Genomic DNA, 17,781 nt, shown 5'->3' with positions numbered 1-17,781 from the left:
TGTGGCAAAGCTGCAAGTAGGGGTGGTCTCGCCGGAGCGTGAGATCTGGTCCGGCGCGGCCGACATGGTGATTGCCAAGACCGTGGACGGCGAGATCGGTATTATGCCGAATCACGCGCCGGTTCTCGGCGTCCTGGTCGAGGGCGGCGTGCTGCGCGTCAAGCGCGACTCCGAGAGCGACCTGGTGGCCGCGGTGCACGGCGGGTTCATCTCGGTGGCCGACAACGAGGTGTCGATCCTCGCGGAGGCGGCGGAGCTCGGCTCCGAGGTCGACGTGGCGAGGGCGAAGGACGCGCTGGAGCGCGCCCAGGCGTCCATCGAGGCGAACCAGGACGACGCGGACGCCCAGATCGAGGCCAAGCGGAACCGGGCCCGGCTGCGGGCGGCCGGGGAAGACGTATAGCGAACACGTTCAGGAGGGGCGGCGATGGAGATTATCGCGGGGATCGCGGTGCTCGCCGCCCTGTTCTGTATCAGGGCCGTGGCCCTGAACGCACGCCGGGGCACGGTCGCCTGCAGCGTGCGGACAGGGGAGCGCTGGCAATCGGGAGTAGCCCGGTATGCCGGCGGAGAACTCCACTGGGTGCCCTTCCTGGGACTGCGACTGAGGCCGCGCCACGCGATAGCGAGGCGCGGCCTCATCGTTTCCCGCCGCCGCCCGCTGGACGAGGGCGAGGGGCCCGAGGGCTACTGGATGGTCGAGGCGGGCCCGATCGCGCTGGCCATGAGCGAGGACGCGCTGACGGGGTTCCTGGCCTGGCTGGAGTCGGCGCCGCCGAGCGCCCACCTCGATCCGGCGGGCTGATCCGGGTCAGCGGGTCGCGCCGGGCTTCCAGAGGATCTCGGCCCCGGCCGCGGCGACCCGGCAGAGGATGAACATCAGGTCGCTGAGCCGGTTGAGGTAGGTGGCGGTCAGCGGGTTCATGTCGTCGTGTGCCTCCAGGGCGGCCCAGGCCGTGCGTTCGGCCCGCCGTACGACGGTGCGGGCGAGATGGAGCAGGGCGGTGGCCTGGTCCCCGCCGGGCAGGATGAAGCTGCGCAGCGGTTTGAGGTCGGCGTTGAAGCGGTCGCACTGCTCCTCCAGCCGGTCCACGTACGGCTGGGTGACGCGCAGCGGCGGATACTCCGGGTTCTCGGTGACGGGGGTGCAGAGGTCGGCGCCCACGTCGAAGAGCTCGTTCTGGATGAGGGTCAGCGTCTCCGCGATCTCGGCCGGCAGGCCGCCGGTGGCCAGGGCCACCCCGATGGCCGCGTTGGCCTCCTCCACGTCCGCGTAGGCGGCCAGGCGCGGGTCGGTCTTCCTGACCCGGCTCATGTCGCCGAGCCCGGTCGTGCCGTCGTCGCCGGTCCGCGTGTAGATCTTGGAAAGCACCACCGGCTTGTCGTTGTCCCCACGTGTCATGCCGCTCAGCGTACGAGATGACATCTGTCATCTCCGCGAGGGGTGAAAACCATCAAGACCCTCTGATATCAGCGTCTACCGCGCGATACTCCGCCCACGAAATGATCGACACATGTTGGACATCAGTGGATTGCGAAAGACCTTTCAGGACAAGGTCGCACTCGACGGCGTGAGCTTCGCCGTACGGCCCGGGGAGATGTTCGGGTTCGTCGGCGCCAACGGCGCGGGCAAGACGACCACCATGCGGATCGTGATGGGCGTGCTCAGCCCGGACGCCGGCCAGGTCTCGGTGAACGGCGTCCCGCTCGGGTTCGCGGCGCGGCGGACTTTCGGCTACATGCCGGAGGAGCGCGGCCTCTACCAGAAGATGAAGGTCGGCGAGCAGATCGACTACTTCGGGCGGCTGCACGGGCTCACTCCGCAGGGGGCCGCCAAGGCCACCGCCGAGCTGCTGGAGCGGCTCGGGCTCACCGAGCGGCGCGGCGACGCGGTCGAGGCGCTCTCGCTGGGCAACCAGCAGCGCGTGCAGCTGGCCGTGGCGCTGGTGCACGACCCGGAGGTGCTGGTGCTGGACGAGCCGTTCTCCGGCCTCGACCCGATCGCGGTGGACGCGCTCGCCGAGGTGCTGCAGGAGCGGGCCAGGGGCGGCGTACCGGTGATCTTCTCCAGCCACCAGCTGGAGCTGGTCGAGCGGCTCTGCGACTCCATCGGGATCATCTCGGCGGGCCGCATGGTGGCCAGCGGGGCCGTGGACGAGCTGCGCTCCGCGGAGGGGCAGCGGCTGCGGGTCGTGGTCAGGGACGCCAAGCCGGGCTGGGCCGACAACCTTCCGGGCACCCTGACCGTGGCCGGAGACCGGGAGACCCTGGTCGTCACCGGGGGCGACGACCAGGAGATCCTGCGCGCGGCCGTACAGGCGGGGCGGGTCGAGCATTTCGGGGCCGAGCGTCCCACCATCACCGAGATCTTCAAGGAGGCCGTGTCGTGACGAACCACCTGCTGCTGGTCGCGGGGCGGGAGATCCGCACCCAGGTGCGCACCAAAGCGTTCGTGATCGGCCTGATCGTCTCGGTGGTGATCGTGGCGGGTCTCGCGTTCGCGCCGAAGCTGTTCGACGGACCCGAGTCGTTCACGCTGGGGCGGGTGCAGGTGGCCGAGCTGCCACTGAAGACGTTCGCGCCGGATGTGGAGTTCGAGTGGCGGGAGTTCGCCGACGAGGCGGCGGCCAAGACCGCCGTGCTGGGCGGTGACGTGGAGGCGGCCCTGGTGCCCGGGAACCGGGTGCTCACCGACGGGGAGATCGACGACGAGCTCGGGCTGCTGCTGCAGAGCGCCAACCGGGAGGCCCAGATCGGGGCCTCCGGGGTGACGATCACGCCGCTCGCGATGGAGTCGGTCGGCGCGGACACCCGTTACCAGGGTGCCCGCCGGGGGATCGCCACCGTGCTCGTGATGGTGCTCTTCTTCATGATCATCGGGTCGGTGATGATGGTCGCGATGGGCGTGGTCGAGGAGAAGGGCAGCCGGATCGTGGAGATCCTGCTCACCTCGATCCGGCCCTGGCAGCTGCTCGGCGGCAAGATCCTCGGGCTCGGCGTGATCGGCCTCATCAACATGGCCGCGATCGTGGTCACCGGCCTGGTGGCGGCGCTGCTGTCCGGCCTGGCCGCCGACTTCCCGCCGGGGATGACCGGCATCGCGATCGGCTCGCTGATCTGGTTCATCCTCGGGTACGCCTTCTTCGCCGCCTTCTCCGGCGCGCTGGCCTCGCTGGTGTCCCGGCAGGAGGAGGTCGGCAACGTGCTCCAGCCGATGACCCTGCTGCTCATGGTCAGCTACGGCGTCTCGTTCTTCGCCTCCGCCGACCCGACCTCGACGATCGCCACGGTGCTCTCCCTGGTCCCGCCGTTCTCCTCCATGGTCATGCCGGTCCGCGCCGCCGCCGCCGAGGTCCCGATCTGGGAGATCGCCCTGTCCGGCGCGCTCATGGTGGCGGCGGTGGCGGGCATGCTGGCCCTAGGCGCGAAGATCTACGAGCGGGCGGTGCTGCGCACCGGCGCCCGGGTGCGGCTGTCCGAGGTGCTCACGGGCAGCAAGCCGTAGAATGCCGCAAATGGGCGACAAAGGGATCGCGCGGGCGCGCCGGCTCGTTCTGGTGATGCTGAACATGACGCTCGCGACCGCGTGGTTCATCGTCCTGGTCGCCAGCGCGGCCGGGTTCGGCCCCACCAGCGGGGTCCGGCTGGGTCTCGCCATGCTCGGCCTGCTCGTGTTCAGCTGGCTGTTCCTGCGCGTCACCCGCGCCATCCTGCAGCATCGCTACGCCACCCGCGAGGTCGTGATCACCGGCGTCCTGGCCTACGCCGTGGCCGTGGCCGGCGGCGCCAACCCCACCGGCTGGGGCTTCGTGCCGTTCGCCTGGCTCGCGGTGGCGGCCATCGGGCTGAGCCGCCGCAACGCGGTCCTGCTCGGCGCCGCCACCATAGCGGTGAGCTCGCCGCTCGCGATCCTGCTCACGCTCTTCCAGCAGGACCCGGTCTGGTCCCAGGACGAGGGCTCGGTGGCCGGGCTCATCGTCGGCGTGCTGGTCTACAACCTGTTGATAGGCACGTTCTTCCCGTGGGCCAACCGGCTGTGGGTGTGGATCTGGCAGCTGGCCGAGCAGGCGCACGACGGCAGGGAGGCCCAGGCCCGGCTGGCCGTCGCGGAGGAGCGCCTGCGTTTCGCCCGCGACCTGCACGACCTGGTCGGCCACCAGCTGTCCGCGATCGCCGTGAAGAGTGAGCTCGCGGTCCGGCTGGCCGATGACCCCGCGCGGGCCGCGGCCGAGATGGCCGAGGTCAGGCAGCTGGCCAGGAAGGCGCTGCGGGAGCTGCGGGAGGCCGTCCGGGGGTACCGGGAGCTCGACCTGGTGGCCGAGCTGGGCAGCGTGCGGGCGGTCCTGGAGGCGGCGGGGGTGGAGTGCCGGCTGCATCTGCCGTACCGGGATGTGCCGGCGGAGGTCGCGCCCGTGTTCGCCTGGGTGGTCAGGGAGGCCGTCACCAACGTGCTGCGGCACAGCACCGCGAGCTTCTGCGACATCACCGTGCGGTTCACCGGTGAGGAGGCCGTGCTCGAAGTGCGGAACGACGGCGTGACCGCCAGGCCGGTGGCAGAGGACGTGGGCAGCGGCCTGACCGGGCTCGGCGAGCGTCTCGCCGCCGTCGGCGGCACCCTGAGCGCCCGCCCGAACAGCTCGGGCGAGTTCACCCTGCGCGCCGTCGCCCCCGTCCTGGCCGGGGTCGCCGCGTGATCCGCGTCCTGCTCGCCGACGACGAACATCTGGTACGGCAGGCCATCGCCACCCTCCTCACCCTCGAACCCGACATCGAGGTGATCGGCCAGGTGGCCCGGGGCGACCAGGTCAAGCCCGCGGTGGCCGAGCACACCCCCGACGTCGTCGTGCTGGACGTGGAGATGCCGGGCCAGGACGGCCTCACGGTGGCCGAGTCCCTGCCCGGCCAGGCCATGGTCATCCTCACCAGCTTCGCCCGCCCCGGCTACCTGCGCCGTGCCCTGGCGGCCGGGGTGCGCGGCTTCATCCCCAAGGACGCGCCCGCCGAGGAGCTGGCCGCCGCCATCCGCAAGGTGCACGCGGGCGGCCGCTACCTCGACCCCGAGATGGCCGCCTCCGCCATGATGGCCGGCGAGAGCCCGCTGAGCGACCGGGAACGCGACGCGCTCGCCCTGGCCGCCGGCGGAGCCTCGGTCGGCGAGATCGCCGCCACGCTGCACCTCACCGAGGGCACGGTCCGCAACTACCTCTCCAACGCGATCACCAAACTGGGCGCGGGCAACCGCATCACGGCCATCCGGGCAGCCCAGGACATGGGCTGGATCTAGGGACTTTCTTGGCGCGCCACGTTGGCGGCGGGCGGCCGCCGCGGCTGGCGATATGCCACGGTGTGATTACGAAGCGTGATCGGCAGCTTCGCTGAAGGGACGCGTGCCGTCAGGTAGTTACGCGCTTTTCGCGTGTCTTGTCGTCCTTGCGGTTATCTGTTCGGGCTCGGGTTCGGGCCCGTCTCTATATGCTGGCCCGCCTTCCGCTCGTTGAAGGCGGGCCAAGAACATTCATCGGATAAATGCGCGGCGGAAAACGTGGACGGCCGTCTTGACGATCACTTCGGTGGCCGGCGGATGGTCGGAGACCACCCACTCGATCAGTAACTCGGTGACCGCGCCGATCAGGGCCAGGGACAGCAGGTGCAGCTCCGTGGGCTGGTGCACCGGCAGGTCGTTGACCGTCCCTTCAATGATCTTGGTGAAGTCCAGGACCGCGCGCTGGCGGGCGTTGCTCAGCACGTCCCCGGCCCGGCGTACCTCCAGATGCATGATGCGGGCGCGCCGCTCGTCCGCCGTCACGAACTTCACGTACTCCGTGATGCCGGCCACGATCCGGGCGTCCAGTTCGGGGGGCGCCTGGTCGATGGCCTTGGTGATGGCCTGCAGGGTCTCCTCGACACAGCGGTCGTAGACCGCGCGCATGAGTGCCTCCCTCCCCGAGAAGCACTCATAGAACGCGCGGTTGGAGATCCGCGCCGTGGCGCAGAGCCGCTCGATCGTCGTCGCGTGGAATCCCGGGCTCGCGAAGAGCGTGTACGCGGCCAGGATCAACCGTTCTCGCCGGTCGGCCAGGCGCTCCTCGGCCGACATCCCCCGATAGTCCCGTCCCGTCAAAATCTTCACCTCACGCCGTCATGGCCCCCCAGAAGCCACCATTATGGTCGCAAGATCTTTTTTGTGGAAGTATCGGGAAATTAGCGCTTTCTGCGGCCATGAAGTAATGTCACGATCTTGACCAGCCGGTCAAGCTCCGCGGGTGTGCGCCCGAACGACGTCAGGTTCATTCCCGGTACGGCGAAACGCTGCCGGGACACCGCCTTCGGCCGGGTGAACTCGCGCAAGCCGTCCGCGCCGTGAATGCGCCCGAAGCCCGACTCGCCCACGCCGCCGAACGGCAGCGCCGGCACTCCCGCGAACGAGATGACCGAGTTGATGGCGGTCATCCCGGTGACCATGCGCCGGGCCAGTTCCACGGCTCGCCCGGTGTTCCCGGAGAAGACCGTGCCGGCCAGGCCGTATGCGGAGGCGTTCGCCTTCTCCAGGGCCTCGGCCACGTCGGCGACGCGCTTGACGGTCACCGTCGGGCCGAACGTCTCCTCGCGGACCGCGCCCGAGTCCTCGGGGACGTCGGTGACGATCACCGGGTCCACGAACGGCGCGCGCACCGACTCGGGGCCGCCCACGACGGCCTTGCCGCTGCCGGCGGCGTCCTCGATGTGCCGCTGGATGATGTCCAGCTGCTTGGGCATGGTGATCGGGCCGTAGTGCTCGCCGGCCCGGATGCCCCTGGCCCGTTCGGTCAGCTCGCGCAGGAACTCGTCGTAGACCTCGGTCACCGCGTACACGCGCTCGACGCCCACGCAGGTCTGCCCGGAGTTGGACATGGCGCCCCAGAGGGCGGCGTCCGCGGCGGCCTTCAGGTCGGCGCCCGCGTCCACGATGAACGCGTCCTTGCCGCCGCACTCGGCCACCATCGGGGTGAGGTTCTGCGCGCAGGCCGCCATCACCCGCCGCGCCGTCGGCGCGGACCCGGTGAAGGCGATCTTCTTGATCCCGGGGTTCCCGGCCAGGGCCGCGCCGGTGTCGCCGAGCCCGGTCACCACCTGGAAGACCGGCTGCTCGGGCACCGCCTCGGTGAACAGCTCGGCCAGCAGCACGCCCACGCCGGGGGTGTACTCGCTGGGCTTGAAGACCACGGCGTTGCCGGCCGCCAGCGCGTACGCGATGGAGCCCATGGGGGTGAAGACGGGGTAGTTCCACGGCCCGATCACGCCGATCACGCCGAGCGGCAGGTACTCCAGCGTGGCGGCCATGTTCATCGCGACCAGCCCGCTCGGCACCCGGCGGCGGCCCAGCACCGAGGCGGCGTGCCGCGCGGCCCAGTCCAGATGGGTGATCGCCAGCACGGTCTCCAGGATCGCGTCGCCCTCCGGCTTGCCGGTCTCCTCGGAGACCACGGCGACCACCTTGGCGAGGTTGCGCGTCAGCACGGCCTTGTAGTCCAGCAGCCGCCGCTTCCGCTCCCGGAACCCGAGGCCGCCCCACCACTCGGCGGCCGTCGCCGCCCGCGCCACCGCGTCCCCTACGGCTGCCGCGCCGTCCCGCGGGTAGGAGGCGAGCACCTCTCCCGTGGCCGGATTCAACGAATCGAACGTCTCCAGCTCAGTGAGCGACATGTCACCATCCTCCTGCGAGGCACGATAACGCCGGTAAGGCCGCGCTTACAACAGCCCTACTGCGGATCGGGCAGGAGATGCCGTCCGTTGGGGAGGACGACGGGCTCCCCCTGGGGCTGCTTGAAGAAGAGGACGCGCAGGCGGGGGATCGCGGTGGTGGCCAGCGCGGCGGTGACCATCACCATCAGCAGGGCGTAGATGGCGTTCGCGACGCCCAGGTAGCCGACCAGGAAGCCGCCCAGCAGCGGCCCGAGGGTGATCGCGCCGAACCCCATCAGCCGGGACACGCTGAGCACCCGCCCGGCCGCGTTCTGGTCGACGCCCTCGGCCACCAGCATCCGGATGTTGACGTTGCTCTTACCGCCGGAGATCCCCATGATGGCAAGAGCGCCGGCGAACGCCCAGACGGTGGGCCCCCAGAACCAGGGAATGGCCAGGGCGAGCACCCAGAGCCACAGGTGCAGCAGCCACATCGACACCCGCGGCCATTCGCGGCTGCTCAGCCGGATCTCGAAGCGGCCCAGCCGGATCCGCGGGCGGCCCCCGAAGATCTCCCTGGCCAGGTCCTGGCTGAACCGGGCGATGCTCGATCCCAGCACCCCGCCGAGCCCGGCCATGGCGACCACGACCCCGATCCAGATCGGCGAGGTCGAACTGGCCGCGTGCGCGTAGAAGATCATGGTGAGCGCGTGGAAGACCACGTTGGTCAGCGCGGTGGTGATGGTCGCGGTGCGCAGCATGGTGAAGCGCCAGAGCGTGTGGAAGCCGTACACGATCTCGCGGAGCAGGCGGCGGCGGGTACGGGCCGGGCGGCGCTCGTCGGCCGGCAGCGTCGAGACGGCGGCCAGGGAGGCGAAGCAGAGGAGGGTGTTGGCGACGAACGGGATCCACATCAGGACGCCGAAGAGCAGGCCGCCCAGCGGCCGGCCGAGCAGGACGGCGACGTGCGTGGCCACCTCGTGGCTGCCGAGCCGCGAGCGCAGTTCGGGGCCGTCGGTGAGGATGGGCAGCATCGCCGAGATGGCGAGGCTGTGGAAGACGCCCAGCGAGCCCTCCACGAACGCGACCACGACCAGATGGCCGAAGGTCGGTAAGCCCAGCAGCAGCGCCACCCCGAGGCTGAGCCCCGCGGCCCCCCGGATCAGGTCGGCGATCAGCATCACCCGCCGGTAGTCCCAGCGGTCGACCAGCGCGCCAGCCAGGACGTAGAACAAGACATTGGGGAGTGCCCAGGCGAAACCCACCCATCCCGCCTCGGTGGCCGAGCCGGAGATGGACAGGGCGAGCAGCGGGTAGGTGACTCCGAAGATTCGCGAGGCGAGCATGGAGGCGAACGAACCCGCGCACGCCCTGACGAAAGCGTTCATGCGCGGGAGATCCCGCGATCGCCCTCTGGAGGTCGGAGCTCCATACCCTGCGTCACCTGTCCCCGGGATACGTCCCAGTCCTCACACCCAGACGGCACCGGCCAATTCCGACCCACCGAGCCTGTAAGACCACGCGGGACGTTCCAGGGGGCGTCAGTCGCCCCTATCGGGTCTCCGACGATGATTCGGGTGACGAATCCATTAGTCGAAGGCCCTGAGCATATCCGTCGCCTGGTCAAAGTGGTGGGCGAAAAGCGGAGGGTTGGATGAGTCAAGGGCCGTTTGCGCAAGTGCTTTTGCTCGCCTGATCTTACCCATAAGAGCGGCGGCCTTGGCTACGCGTAGTAGTACCGGCCCACTATCAGGCGCGTCCACGAGGGCTCCATCCAGGTGGTTCTCCGCCTCGTCGCCCCGCCCCAATCCGGCCAGGGCGAGGCCGGCCGCGGCCTGTATTTCGGGTGATGACGCACGGTCTGGGTACATTCGGGATAAGCGGGCGAAATCTTCTAATGCCGCCACATAATCACCGAGATCGGCAAGTATCTCAGTGCGGTCGGCCAGGGCATGCTCGTTATCCGGGCTCGCGACCAGAACGCTGTTGAAAAGGCTCAGCGCGGCGACAAGGCGGCCGGAATGCCAGCTCGCCCGTCCCAGATCGATCCGAATCGAATGGTCATTGGGCAAATGGTGCAATGCGCCCTGGAACTGCTCCAAAGCCTGGTCTGGCAATCGCCGTCCCAAATGGATCCGGCCGATCGCCTGCTGCAATCGGGCCACCGCGGACCAGGCCGAGACCGCCGCGAACTGCCGCAACGCGTCCCGGTACCGGCGTTCGGCCTCGTCGGGGCGGCCCTGCAGGAACGTGATGTCACCGAGGAGGGAGTTGGCCTCCGCCGCCGTGCGGAGCGAGGGCTCGTCGGTGCCGCGCTCGGCCGTGCGCACACACTGCGTGGCGTACCGGGCGGCGCTGGTGAAGTCGCCTTCGGCCAGGGCGGCCTCCGCCGAGCGCTGGTAGTCGGACGCGCGGGGCTCGACCGTGTCGCGGACCGTGCCGGAGCCCGTCCACGGGCGGTTGGCCAGCTGGATGGGCTCGATCAGGCGGTCGTGCTGGAGTTCGTACCAGCGGGCGCCCGAGCGGCGTTCCGAGCGGAGGATGTGGCGCCGCTCGAAGGCCCGCGCGACCCCGTTGGGCAGGCCCCTGGTCTGGTCCCGGCCCTCGTACGTCTGCGCCCGGGTGCCGAGATCGGTGATGAAACTTTCCTCCAGCCACTTCCGCAACACGCCTTCGGAGAGACCGAACTCGGCCGTGAGCGCCGCGATCGCCTGCTCGTAGACGTCCATCAGGGCGAGGCTCACGTCACCGAAGTCGCGCACGTCCTCCTTGGTGATCACCGTACGGTCCGCGGGGAGGCGGTCCCAGAGCGCGGCGCAGGCCACCTGGAGCTGCCAGGGCTCGACCTGGTCGGTCTCCACCGCCGTCATCTTGCCGAGCGTGTTGCGCGTCCGCACGGTGCGCAGATCGCGGACCAGGTTCTCCGCGGCGTCCTCCTCGTACGAGCGCGGCGTGCTCCTGGACGGCCCCACCACGGCGGCCACGGCGTCGTCCGGCCGCAGCGCCAGCAGCCGCATCCGGGCCCGCGCGTGCCCCGCCAGCAACGACTCGTACGGCAGCAGCGCCGCGACGGCGTCCTCCCGGATGGAGATGACCAGCCGCAGGTGCGGCACGTCCTTGGTCGCCCGTCCCAGTTCAGTGAGGAAGTCGTCGGCCTGTTTTCGCCACACCGAGGTGGCGACCAGAACCTCCTCGAACTGGTCGATGGCGGCGAACAATGGCAGGTCCTCACCGTCCCGGTGTTTTTTGGCCGGGCGGTCGAGCAGGAAATCGGAGACCGTTTTCCCGGCGAGCCGTACCGGGGAATCGGCGGGCGACCACGACGAGAGCAGCGAGAAAGTAAAAGGGTTGTGGGTCGCCATGGTGGGGGCCGGCAGGACCGCGGCGGGGACGGCGCGGCCCACCGGTAGTAAATCGATGTGGTCGCGGCGGAGCCGGGGCAGCGCGCCCGCGTGCAGAAGTGAGGTCTTCCCGATTCCGGAGGGGCCGTAAAGGATCACGAGCTGGTTGCTGCACCAGAGGTCGGCGAGTTCGCTGGACTCTCGCGACCGCCCGAAGAACTGCTCGGCGTGGTCTGCGTCAAAGGACTGCAGTCCCACGTACGGGTTGTCCATCAGACCCACCCCATGCGGAGGCGTAACTCGGCACAGAAATCATTTACTGTACCCCAATATATCGATATCTTCCATCGGTCGAAGTATTTAGTGAGATAACTCTGCGCCTGCCGGCGGCGGTGCGGCGGCAGGTCGGGCGGCGGCAACTGCACGCTCACATGGCGGCGCAGGTGCACCTCCGACAACGTCTGCCGCAGGCCCTGGAACAGCACGTTGAACGTCCAGTCCTGAAGGCTGTATCCGATGAAGAGCAGCGGGCGGTCGGTGAGCCAGGGACGCAGCGAAACGGGGACGAGTTTGCGGTCGTCGGAGGCGTAGTCCTTGGAAAGATTGATCAGAAAACTCACGTAGTCGCTTCTGCTGAGCACCAGTGAGCGCGGTTCGTCCATACTCCCGTGCAGATGGAAGACGACCGGCTCGCCGGCGGTCGGGCGCAGCGGTTCGCCGAAGTGGGCGGCCATGTCCGCCGAGCTCAGGTACCAGGGGCAGATGACGCCCTTCGGCTGCTTCTTCTCCTTGGTCAGCGCCTGGCTCATGAACTTGTCGTAGTTGGTGGTGAAGTAGACGGCCAGCGGGAATTTGGCCAGCAGCGCGTGCGGCTCGTGCGGGTCGTCGAAATCCGGCGTGCCGCAGCCGGCCAGCCTCTTGAGCACCTCTTGTTTCACGAAAACCGCGTCACCGTTGTGGATGGCGGCGAAATCCATCACCTCGGGCAGGGCGGTCTTGTCCTCGAACGGATAACGGACCCTCCTGGCCCACTCCGCGCTCAGCTCGCGCCCCGTGGGAAGAATGCCGGAACACATCCCGGCACCGATAAAGGGCGTGCAGTCACCGCTCTCCAAGCCGGCGACCAGCCGCTGCCAGTCAAGCTCCTTCATGCATCCCACCGATCCGAGACGTGAGGGCGATACCGAGGCCCCGTCAACGGTGGAAGGATTCAATCACGGCGAGGTGATCGTTCAGGAGCGATGCGACACCAATTTTCGTCGATGCCGTCGATGTCAGAGGGACGCGTCGAAACGGGCCAGTGGATCATCGGTGCCGCTGGCCTCGTCCCGCACCCGGCGAGCGGCCCTGGTGATGACGCTGTCACCCGCCGAGGCGAGATCACCGAGCCGGAAACCGCCGAAGTCGATCAGGCCACTCTCTAGATCGCTCACACCGCTGCCCTTCATGGTGGTGGGCTATCCGTCACCTCCTTGATAAGGCACGCGGCGGGTCCCGTCCAGCCCTCCGAATTGAGGCAACTGAAAATGGCGTATTTCGGTTACCCTGGAGATGCGCACCCAATTCGCGGGGATTTCTTGAGTTACTATCTTCCCCAGCGATCCTCCATGGGAGGCCTCGAGTGGCTGATTCTGACAGGTATGGAACCGCCGCGCCGGCGGTCTGGGGCAACGTGCCACAGCGGAACGCCAGCTTCACGGGACGGTCGGATCTGCTCTACCGATTGCGCTCCCAGTTGGTCGAACAGAAGGACGCGGTCGTCCTGCACGCGCTCCAGGGATACGGCGGCGTCGGCAAGACCCACCTGGCGATCGAATACATCTACCGGTTCTCCGGCGACTACGAGCTGATCTGGTGGGTTCCGGCCGACCAGCCGCCGCTGCTGCGGGGTTCGCTGGCGGCGCTCGCGCCGCGCCTCGGGATCACCGACATCCCGGCGGGCCGGCAGGAGGACGTGATCGACGCGGTGCGGGAGAAGTTACGCCGCGGCGAGCCGTACAAGCGGTGGCTGGTGGTGTTCGACAACGCCGACCAGCCGGAGGACCTGCAGGACGTGCTGCCCAAGGCCAACGGGCACGTGCTCATCACCTCGCGCAACCACCGCTGGCAGTCCCGGGCGATGGTGCTGGACGTGGACGTCTTCATGCGGGTGGAGAGCATGGAGTTCCTGCGCCGGCGCGTCCCCGGCATCTCCGACTACGACGCCGACCGGCTGGCCGAGGAGCTGGGCGACCTGCCGCTGGCGCTGGAGCAGGCCGGCGCCCTCATGGCCGAGACCGCGATGAGCGTGGAGACCTACCTCAGCGAGCTGGAGCGGGCGGCCAGCAAGATCCTCGCGCAGGGCACCCCGCTGGACTACCCGGTCCCGGTGGCGGCGGCGTGGAGCATCTCGCTGGAGCGCATCACCCGGCAGGAGCCCTCCGCGATGGAGCTGCTCTACCGGATCGCCTACTTCGGCCCCGAGCCCATCCCGCTGGACCTGATCAACCTGGGCCGGCACGTGCTGTCCGACTCCGAGCTCCGCAACACCATCAAAGACCCCTACCGGATGAGCAACGCCATCCGCGAGCTGGGCCGGTACGCGCTCGCCCGGATCGACAACCTGCGCCGCTCGCTGCAGATGCACCGCATCATCCAGACCCTCATCAAGGAGGGACTCTCCGAGAACGAGGGCAAGGCCGTCCGGCACGACGTGCACCTGCTGCTGGCCGCCGCCGACCCCGACCGGCCCGACGAGCTCGACAGCTGGCAGGCGTACGAGGACCTGCTGCCGCACATCTACCCGTCGCAGATCATCGAGTGCACCTATCAGGACGCTCGGCGGCTGGTCACCAACATGGCCCGCTACCTGCTGGTCAAGGGCGACCTCAAGGCGTGCGCGGAGTGGGTCGACCGGGCCCTGGAGGACTGGCAGCGGACCAGCAAGGAGAACGACCTGCACCTGCTGATCCTGCGGCGGCTGAAGGCGAACCTCCTGCTGGTGCAGGGCTACCACCAGCAGGCGCTGGAGGTCAGCCGGGACACGCTGGAGCGCTTCCAGGCGGCGTACGGCTACGACCACGACGAGACGCTGATCATGACCAACATCCACGGCGGCATCCTGCGGTGGCTCGGTCAGTTCGCGTCGGCACTGGAGGCGGACCAGGACGCGCTGGAACTGCACGAGCGCGTCTTCGGCACCAACCACCCCAACACGCAGCGCGTGCTGAGCAACCTGGCCATCGACAACACCCTCGCCACCCGGTACGAGGACGCGCTGGCCCTGGACCGCCGGGGGTACGAGTTACGCCGCGACTACTACGGCAGCGACGCCCACTGGCGGGTGGCGTTCAGCAACAACGCGGTCGCGCGCGACCTGCGCCTGCTCGGCCGCTACGCCGAGGCGCGGGAGCACAGCGAGCGGGTGTACGGCATCTACCAGGACCTGGTCCGCCAGCGTGTGCTCGGTGTGAACCACCCGGACGTGCTCAACCAGGCCCGCGAGCTGGCCATCGCCCGCAGAAAGGCCGGCGCGTTCGACGAGGCCCTGAGCCTGGCCAGGGAGGTCTTCCATCGGCAGCGCGACACCTACGGCCGGGCCAACCCGACCACGCTGGCGGCCGCGCTGACCCTGGCCAACTGCCAGCGCCTGGTGAAGGACTACGACCCCTCGGCCGCGTTCGCCACCGAGACCGCCGAGCGGTACGGCGAGGTGCTCGGACCCCACCATCCCTTCACGCTCGGCGCGGCGCTCAACACCGCGCTGGCGCTGCGCCTGCTGGGCGAGTCCGACGAGGCGGAGACGACGCTCCGCTCGGCGCTGGCGCGCTTCACCGCCACGCTCGGCGAGCGCCACCACTACACGCTGACCTGCGCGACCAACCTGGCCAGCGTGCTGTCCGGCCGGGACGAGGTGGCGGAGGCCCGCAAGATCGGCGAGGCCGCCGCGGCGGGGCTGCGGGACGTGCTCGGGGAAGACCACCCGCACGCGCTGGCCTGCGCGGCCAACCTGGCGCTCGACCTGGAGGCGGTCGGGGAGGCCGAGCGGGCGCGGGACCTGCGCGACGACGTGATCAAGCGGTTCGGCCGGACATTGGGGGAGAACTACCCCGACGTGATCGCGGTCGCCCACCACGAGCGGCTGGACTTCGACTTCGAGCCCCCCGCCGTCTGAGCTACCGCTGGTTGCGCCGCAGCCAGGCCCGGCGGTGGTCGGCCGAGGAGGCTTCGGCGCGCCGCGCGGCGCTGGGCGGGACCGCGTCGCCGCGCCAGCCGTCGATCGTGGCGGCCATCGCGGTGACGAAGTCGTACCCGGCGTGGGTGAGGCGTCCGCTGGTGCGCAGGGTCTCGATGGCGTCGCGGGTGTGCTGCCGCCAGCGGGCGTACTCGGTGTGGGCGCGCAGGGCCGCCTCGCCTCGGTCCACGAAACGCTGGACCCGCCAGAAGGCCGCCACCGCGAGGTGCGCGTACGCGCCCTGGAGCAGCGCCATGATCGGGCGGGGGTCGTCGCGCCAGGGGGCGTACCAGAGGGTGGGGGTCTCCTCCTTGACGGTGAGCGGGACGAGGTCGAGCAGCGCCCAGAGCTTCCCGTGCTGGACCTCGTGGGAGAGCAGCGCCGCCAGGACGCGCCCGTCGGTGGGCAGTGAGGCGGCGAAGGAGCCGAAGGCGCGCCGGGAGGTGGAGCTGACCGTGCGCCCGCCCGGCCGGTGCAGCGGGACGAACGTGGTGACGCAGGTCGCGACATCGTCCGCGTAGCCGGGGTGGTGCTCGATCAGCAGGGACCAGGCGGAGTGCAGGTGCTCCTGCCACTGCCGGATGGCCGCCGGGCGCTGGCGCGGGGCCGGCCAGCCCTCCGGCAGCCGGTAGGGGTCGAGGTCGTCCAGCAGCACGCTGAACCGCCGCCCGCCGTGCTCGGTGGACAGGCGGCGCACCCCGCTCCAGCCCTCCGCGTACAGTTCGGGACTTCTCGGGATGTACGCCACGCCGCCGGCCCCGGAGACCTCCCCGCCCTCCGGGCCCGTCCTGAGCGTGACCCGGGTGGTGTACCGGTGGTGGGCGGTGGCCAGGCGGCACGCGCCCAGGGACGGCAGCAGCACCCGGCCGCCGGAGGCGGTGAGGTCCAGCGCCGTGGTCGCGCCGGCCAGCACCGCCGCGGCCATCGCCATGCCGGGCAGGTAGCTGAACGCCAGCGGACCGCCGCCGCTCTTGCGCGGCAGCACGTTCATCATGCGCAGCGCCCAGGTGCCCACCGGCGGATGCCGCAGCACCCGCTCCACCGCCTCCGGATGGTCCTCGTGCAGCCCGGCCAGCAGGTCGTACGCCTCGGCGAGCTCCCACGCCCGTTCGTGGCCGATCTGCTCGGCGGTGGCCACCACGTTCCTGACCAGCAGCAGGTGTTTGCTCCGCTCCGCGCCGGCGAGGAAACGTCCCGCGTGCTCGCCCCCCGCGCCCGCCGCGAGCGCGGCGAAAACGTCACCCGGAACCGTGATTCGGCGCATCAGTAAGTCCTCACTCCGCAGGGAGATCCCGTACGAGCCGAGCGCGAATATGCGTGATCAGCCGGAACAGGTCGGCGCAGTAGACGGAGGGGTTGAGGTGGCCGCTGCCGGGGCGGTACCGGTGCGCGTAGAGCCCACCGCCGCAGACCTGCCCGAACCGGCACGTCTGGCACTGCTCCGCGAGCCCGGCCAGGCCCAGCTGCCGGACCGCGACCCCGGGATGGAAGAGCGCGCGGTCGAAGGCGTGCTCGACGACGTTGAGCCCGGTGGCGGCCGCGCCCTGCCCCACCACCTTCAGGAAGTCGGACTGCTCGATCGTGCCGTCCGTCTCCACGACCACCAGCGTGGACGGGGTCAGCCCGACGGCCTCCACGCCCGACCTGCCGCCCAGCAGCAGGTGGATGATCTCCTCGAAGAGGCGCACGCCGACCGGCGGGTTCCCCTCGCCGTACCAGCGGTCGAAGACCGCGATCAGCCAGTCGGCGTACGGCGTGTGCCCCGGGTCCCCCGTCCACCCCGGGGGAGGGTCGGCCCAGGTGCCGTGCGGCAGGAGCAGGTCGATGGCCGGCGGCTTGAAGGCGGCCAGGCTCTCGTACGTGCCGACGGGGTCGTTGGCCAGGTCCACGGTGCACAGGATGCCGCCGTACACGGGCTGGAACTCGGGGCGGCCGAGCAGGCGCAGGGCGCGGGCGACCGTGGCGTACGAACCGCGGCCGGTGCGGGTTTTCCGGTGCCGGTCGTTGTCCCGCTCGCCGCCGTCCAGGCTCACCCCGATCCGTACGCCGAGGTTCAGCAACACGCGCAGGAATGATTCGGTCAGCCGTACGCCGTTGGTCTGCATTATGAAATCCACGGCCACACCGGAGGTCGCGGCGCGAATCTCATGGACCAGATCCGATATGTATTCAGGCCCGGCCAGAAGGGGTTCGCCGCCGTGCAGAATCACGCGCGCGGACCGGAGCTTATGGTCGCGGGCGTGCTCGGCGATTCGGTGCGCGGTGGCGGTGACGTGGCGGGGCGCCATGAGTTTGGGCCGGTCACGCCAGCTCTGGTCGGCGAGCTCGTACATATAGCAGTAGTCGCAGGCGAGATTGCACCTGCTATGGATCTTTAGGATGAACTGGCGGAACGGCACCGGCTGCCAGCCGCCTGCGAGAAGATCGCCGATCGCGAGGGTGGCAGGCCATTCGCGCTGCGGTTGGCCGTGCGTTTCGTCGCTCACGTTGGGACGCTCCCGACCGGTCAGACTTTCGCTGACAACGGCATATTAACCCGCGATGGGCGACATATATAGAAATTGC

The 17,781-nt window shown here is 69.6% G+C and carries 16 protein-coding genes; 7 read left to right on the top strand and 9 right to left on the bottom strand.

The window, feature by feature from the left end; genetic code table 11:
* Window position 1: 1 nt before the first annotated feature.
* Complete coding sequence (locus Aph01nite_RS26770; RefSeq protein WP_204043759.1) at window positions 2–403, top strand: F0F1 ATP synthase subunit epsilon; 402 nt, start codon at window positions 2–4, stop codon at window positions 401–403.
* A 24-nt stretch (window positions 404–427) separates the two neighbouring features.
* Entirely contained in the window at window positions 428–805 is a 378-nt protein-coding gene (locus Aph01nite_RS26765; protein WP_204043758.1) for a DUF2550 domain-containing protein, read from the top strand.
* Between the two features lie 6 nt (window positions 806–811).
* Here the strand turns inward: Aph01nite_RS26765 and Aph01nite_RS26760 are convergent, their stop codons facing one another.
* On the bottom strand, window positions 812–1,402 hold the full coding sequence (locus Aph01nite_RS26760) for a cob(I)yrinic acid a,c-diamide adenosyltransferase (RefSeq protein WP_204043757.1): 591 nt from the start codon (window positions 1,400–1,402) through the stop codon (window positions 812–814).
* A 112-nt stretch (window positions 1,403–1,514) separates the two neighbouring features.
* On the opposite strand from Aph01nite_RS26760, the gene Aph01nite_RS26755 reads away from it, so the two are divergent.
* From Aph01nite_RS26755 to Aph01nite_RS26740, 4 genes are read left to right on the top strand one after another with little or no spacing between them, the layout of a single operon-like run.
* Window positions 1,515–2,390: an ABC transporter ATP-binding protein gene (locus tag Aph01nite_RS26755; protein ID WP_204043756.1), complete on the top strand. Its 876-nt coding sequence runs from the start codon at window positions 1,515–1,517 to the stop codon at window positions 2,388–2,390.
* Window positions 2,387–3,505, top strand: a complete 1,119-nt coding sequence (locus Aph01nite_RS26750; protein ID WP_204043755.1) for an ABC transporter permease — start codon at window positions 2,387–2,389, stop codon at window positions 3,503–3,505. Before Aph01nite_RS26755 ends, Aph01nite_RS26750 begins: the two co-directional genes overlap by 4 nt.
* 10 nt (window positions 3,506–3,515) lie before the next feature.
* Window positions 3,516–4,694: a sensor histidine kinase gene (locus Aph01nite_RS26745; RefSeq protein ID WP_204043754.1), complete on the top strand. Its 1,179-nt coding sequence runs from the start codon at window positions 3,516–3,518 to the stop codon at window positions 4,692–4,694.
* Entirely contained in the window at window positions 4,691–5,284 is a 594-nt protein-coding gene (locus Aph01nite_RS26740) for a response regulator transcription factor (protein ID WP_204043753.1), read from the top strand. Before Aph01nite_RS26745 ends, Aph01nite_RS26740 begins: the two co-directional genes overlap by 4 nt.
* Window positions 5,285–5,515: 231 nt before the next feature.
* Here Aph01nite_RS26740 and Aph01nite_RS26735 read toward each other — a convergent pair whose 3' ends face one another.
* The 6 genes from Aph01nite_RS26735 to Aph01nite_RS26710 form a co-directional block, all read right to left on the bottom strand.
* The gene (locus Aph01nite_RS26735; RefSeq protein WP_204043752.1) at window positions 5,516–6,097 is read right to left on the bottom strand and encodes a TetR/AcrR family transcriptional regulator; all 582 of its coding nucleotides are present in this window, start codon (window positions 6,095–6,097) and stop codon (window positions 5,516–5,518) included.
* Window positions 6,098–6,201: 104 nt separating this feature from the next.
* On the bottom strand, window positions 6,202–7,683 hold the full coding sequence (locus Aph01nite_RS26730) for an aldehyde dehydrogenase family protein (RefSeq protein ID WP_204043751.1): 1,482 nt from the start codon (window positions 7,681–7,683) through the stop codon (window positions 6,202–6,204).
* 56 nt (window positions 7,684–7,739) lie between these two features.
* Window positions 7,740–9,050, bottom strand: a complete 1,311-nt coding sequence (locus Aph01nite_RS26725; RefSeq protein ID WP_204043750.1) for an MFS transporter — start codon at window positions 9,048–9,050, stop codon at window positions 7,740–7,742.
* A 201-nt stretch (window positions 9,051–9,251) separates the two neighbouring features.
* Complete coding sequence (locus Aph01nite_RS26720) at window positions 9,252–11,276, bottom strand: nSTAND1 domain-containing NTPase (protein ID WP_204043749.1); 2,025 nt, start codon at window positions 11,274–11,276, stop codon at window positions 9,252–9,254.
* Window positions 11,276–12,154: an SIR2 family NAD-dependent protein deacylase gene (locus Aph01nite_RS26715; RefSeq protein WP_204043748.1), complete on the bottom strand. Its 879-nt coding sequence runs from the start codon at window positions 12,152–12,154 to the stop codon at window positions 11,276–11,278. Before Aph01nite_RS26715 ends, Aph01nite_RS26720 begins: the two co-directional genes overlap by 1 nt.
* 123 nt (window positions 12,155–12,277) lie before the next feature.
* Window positions 12,278–12,436 (bottom strand): FxSxx-COOH-like cyclophane-containing RiPP peptide, encoded by a 159-nt coding sequence (locus Aph01nite_RS26710; protein WP_204043747.1) that lies wholly within the window; start codon window positions 12,434–12,436, stop codon window positions 12,278–12,280.
* A 188-nt stretch (window positions 12,437–12,624) separates the two neighbouring features.
* On the opposite strand from Aph01nite_RS26710, the gene fxsT reads away from it, so the two are divergent.
* Window positions 12,625–15,156, top strand: coding sequence for an FxSxx-COOH system tetratricopeptide repeat protein (gene fxsT, locus Aph01nite_RS26705; protein WP_204043746.1), 2,532 nt, complete (start codon window positions 12,625–12,627; stop codon window positions 15,154–15,156).
* Window position 15,157: 1 nt separating this feature from the next.
* Here fxsT and Aph01nite_RS26700 read toward each other — a convergent pair whose 3' ends face one another.
* Window positions 15,158–16,480: an HEXXH motif domain-containing protein gene (locus Aph01nite_RS26700; protein WP_204043745.1), complete on the bottom strand. Its 1,323-nt coding sequence runs from the start codon at window positions 16,478–16,480 to the stop codon at window positions 15,158–15,160.
* 10 nt (window positions 16,481–16,490) lie between these two features.
* Window positions 16,491–17,702, bottom strand: coding sequence for an FxsB family cyclophane-forming radical SAM/SPASM peptide maturase (locus tag Aph01nite_RS26695; protein WP_204043744.1), 1,212 nt, complete (start codon window positions 17,700–17,702; stop codon window positions 16,491–16,493).
* Window positions 17,703–17,781: the final 79 nt, after the last annotated feature.

Source organism: Acrocarpospora phusangensis (assembly GCF_016862995.1).
In the GTDB taxonomy this organism is placed as follows: domain Bacteria; phylum Actinomycetota; class Actinomycetes; order Streptosporangiales; family Streptosporangiaceae; genus Acrocarpospora; species Acrocarpospora phusangensis.
Note: the sequence above shows the minus strand (reverse complement) of the source record. Positions and strands in the feature narration are given on the sequence as shown.

Bases quoted from the DNA above. Each gene is read 5' to 3' on its own strand.
- Aph01nite_RS26765 (WP_204043758.1), top strand. From the start codon at position 428: ATGGAGATTATCGCGGGGATCGCGGTGCTCGCCGCCCTGTTCTGTATC.
- Aph01nite_RS26760 (WP_204043757.1), bottom strand. From the start codon at position 1,402: ATGACACGTGGGGACAACGACAAGCCGGTGGTGCTTTCCAAGATCTAC.
- Aph01nite_RS26720 (WP_204043749.1), bottom strand. From the start codon at position 11,276: ATGGACAACCCGTACGTGGGACTGCAGTCCTTTGACGCAGACCACGCC.
- Aph01nite_RS26725 (WP_204043750.1), bottom strand. From the start codon at position 9,050: ATGAACGCTTTCGTCAGGGCGTGCGCGGGTTCGTTCGCCTCCATGCTC.
- Aph01nite_RS26730 (WP_204043751.1), bottom strand. From the start codon at position 7,683: ATGTCGCTCACTGAGCTGGAGACGTTCGATTCGTTGAATCCGGCCACG.
- Aph01nite_RS26745 (WP_204043754.1), top strand. From the start codon at position 3,516: ATGGGCGACAAAGGGATCGCGCGGGCGCGCCGGCTCGTTCTGGTGATG.
- Aph01nite_RS26700 (WP_204043745.1), bottom strand. From the start codon at position 16,480: ATGCGCCGAATCACGGTTCCGGGTGACGTTTTCGCCGCGCTCGCGGCG.
- Aph01nite_RS26755 (WP_204043756.1), top strand. From the start codon at position 1,515: ATGTTGGACATCAGTGGATTGCGAAAGACCTTTCAGGACAAGGTCGCA.
- Aph01nite_RS26715 (WP_204043748.1), bottom strand. From the start codon at position 12,154: ATGAAGGAGCTTGACTGGCAGCGGCTGGTCGCCGGCTTGGAGAGCGGT.
- Aph01nite_RS26735 (WP_204043752.1), bottom strand. From the start codon at position 6,097: ATGTCGGCCGAGGAGCGCCTGGCCGACCGGCGAGAACGGTTGATCCTG.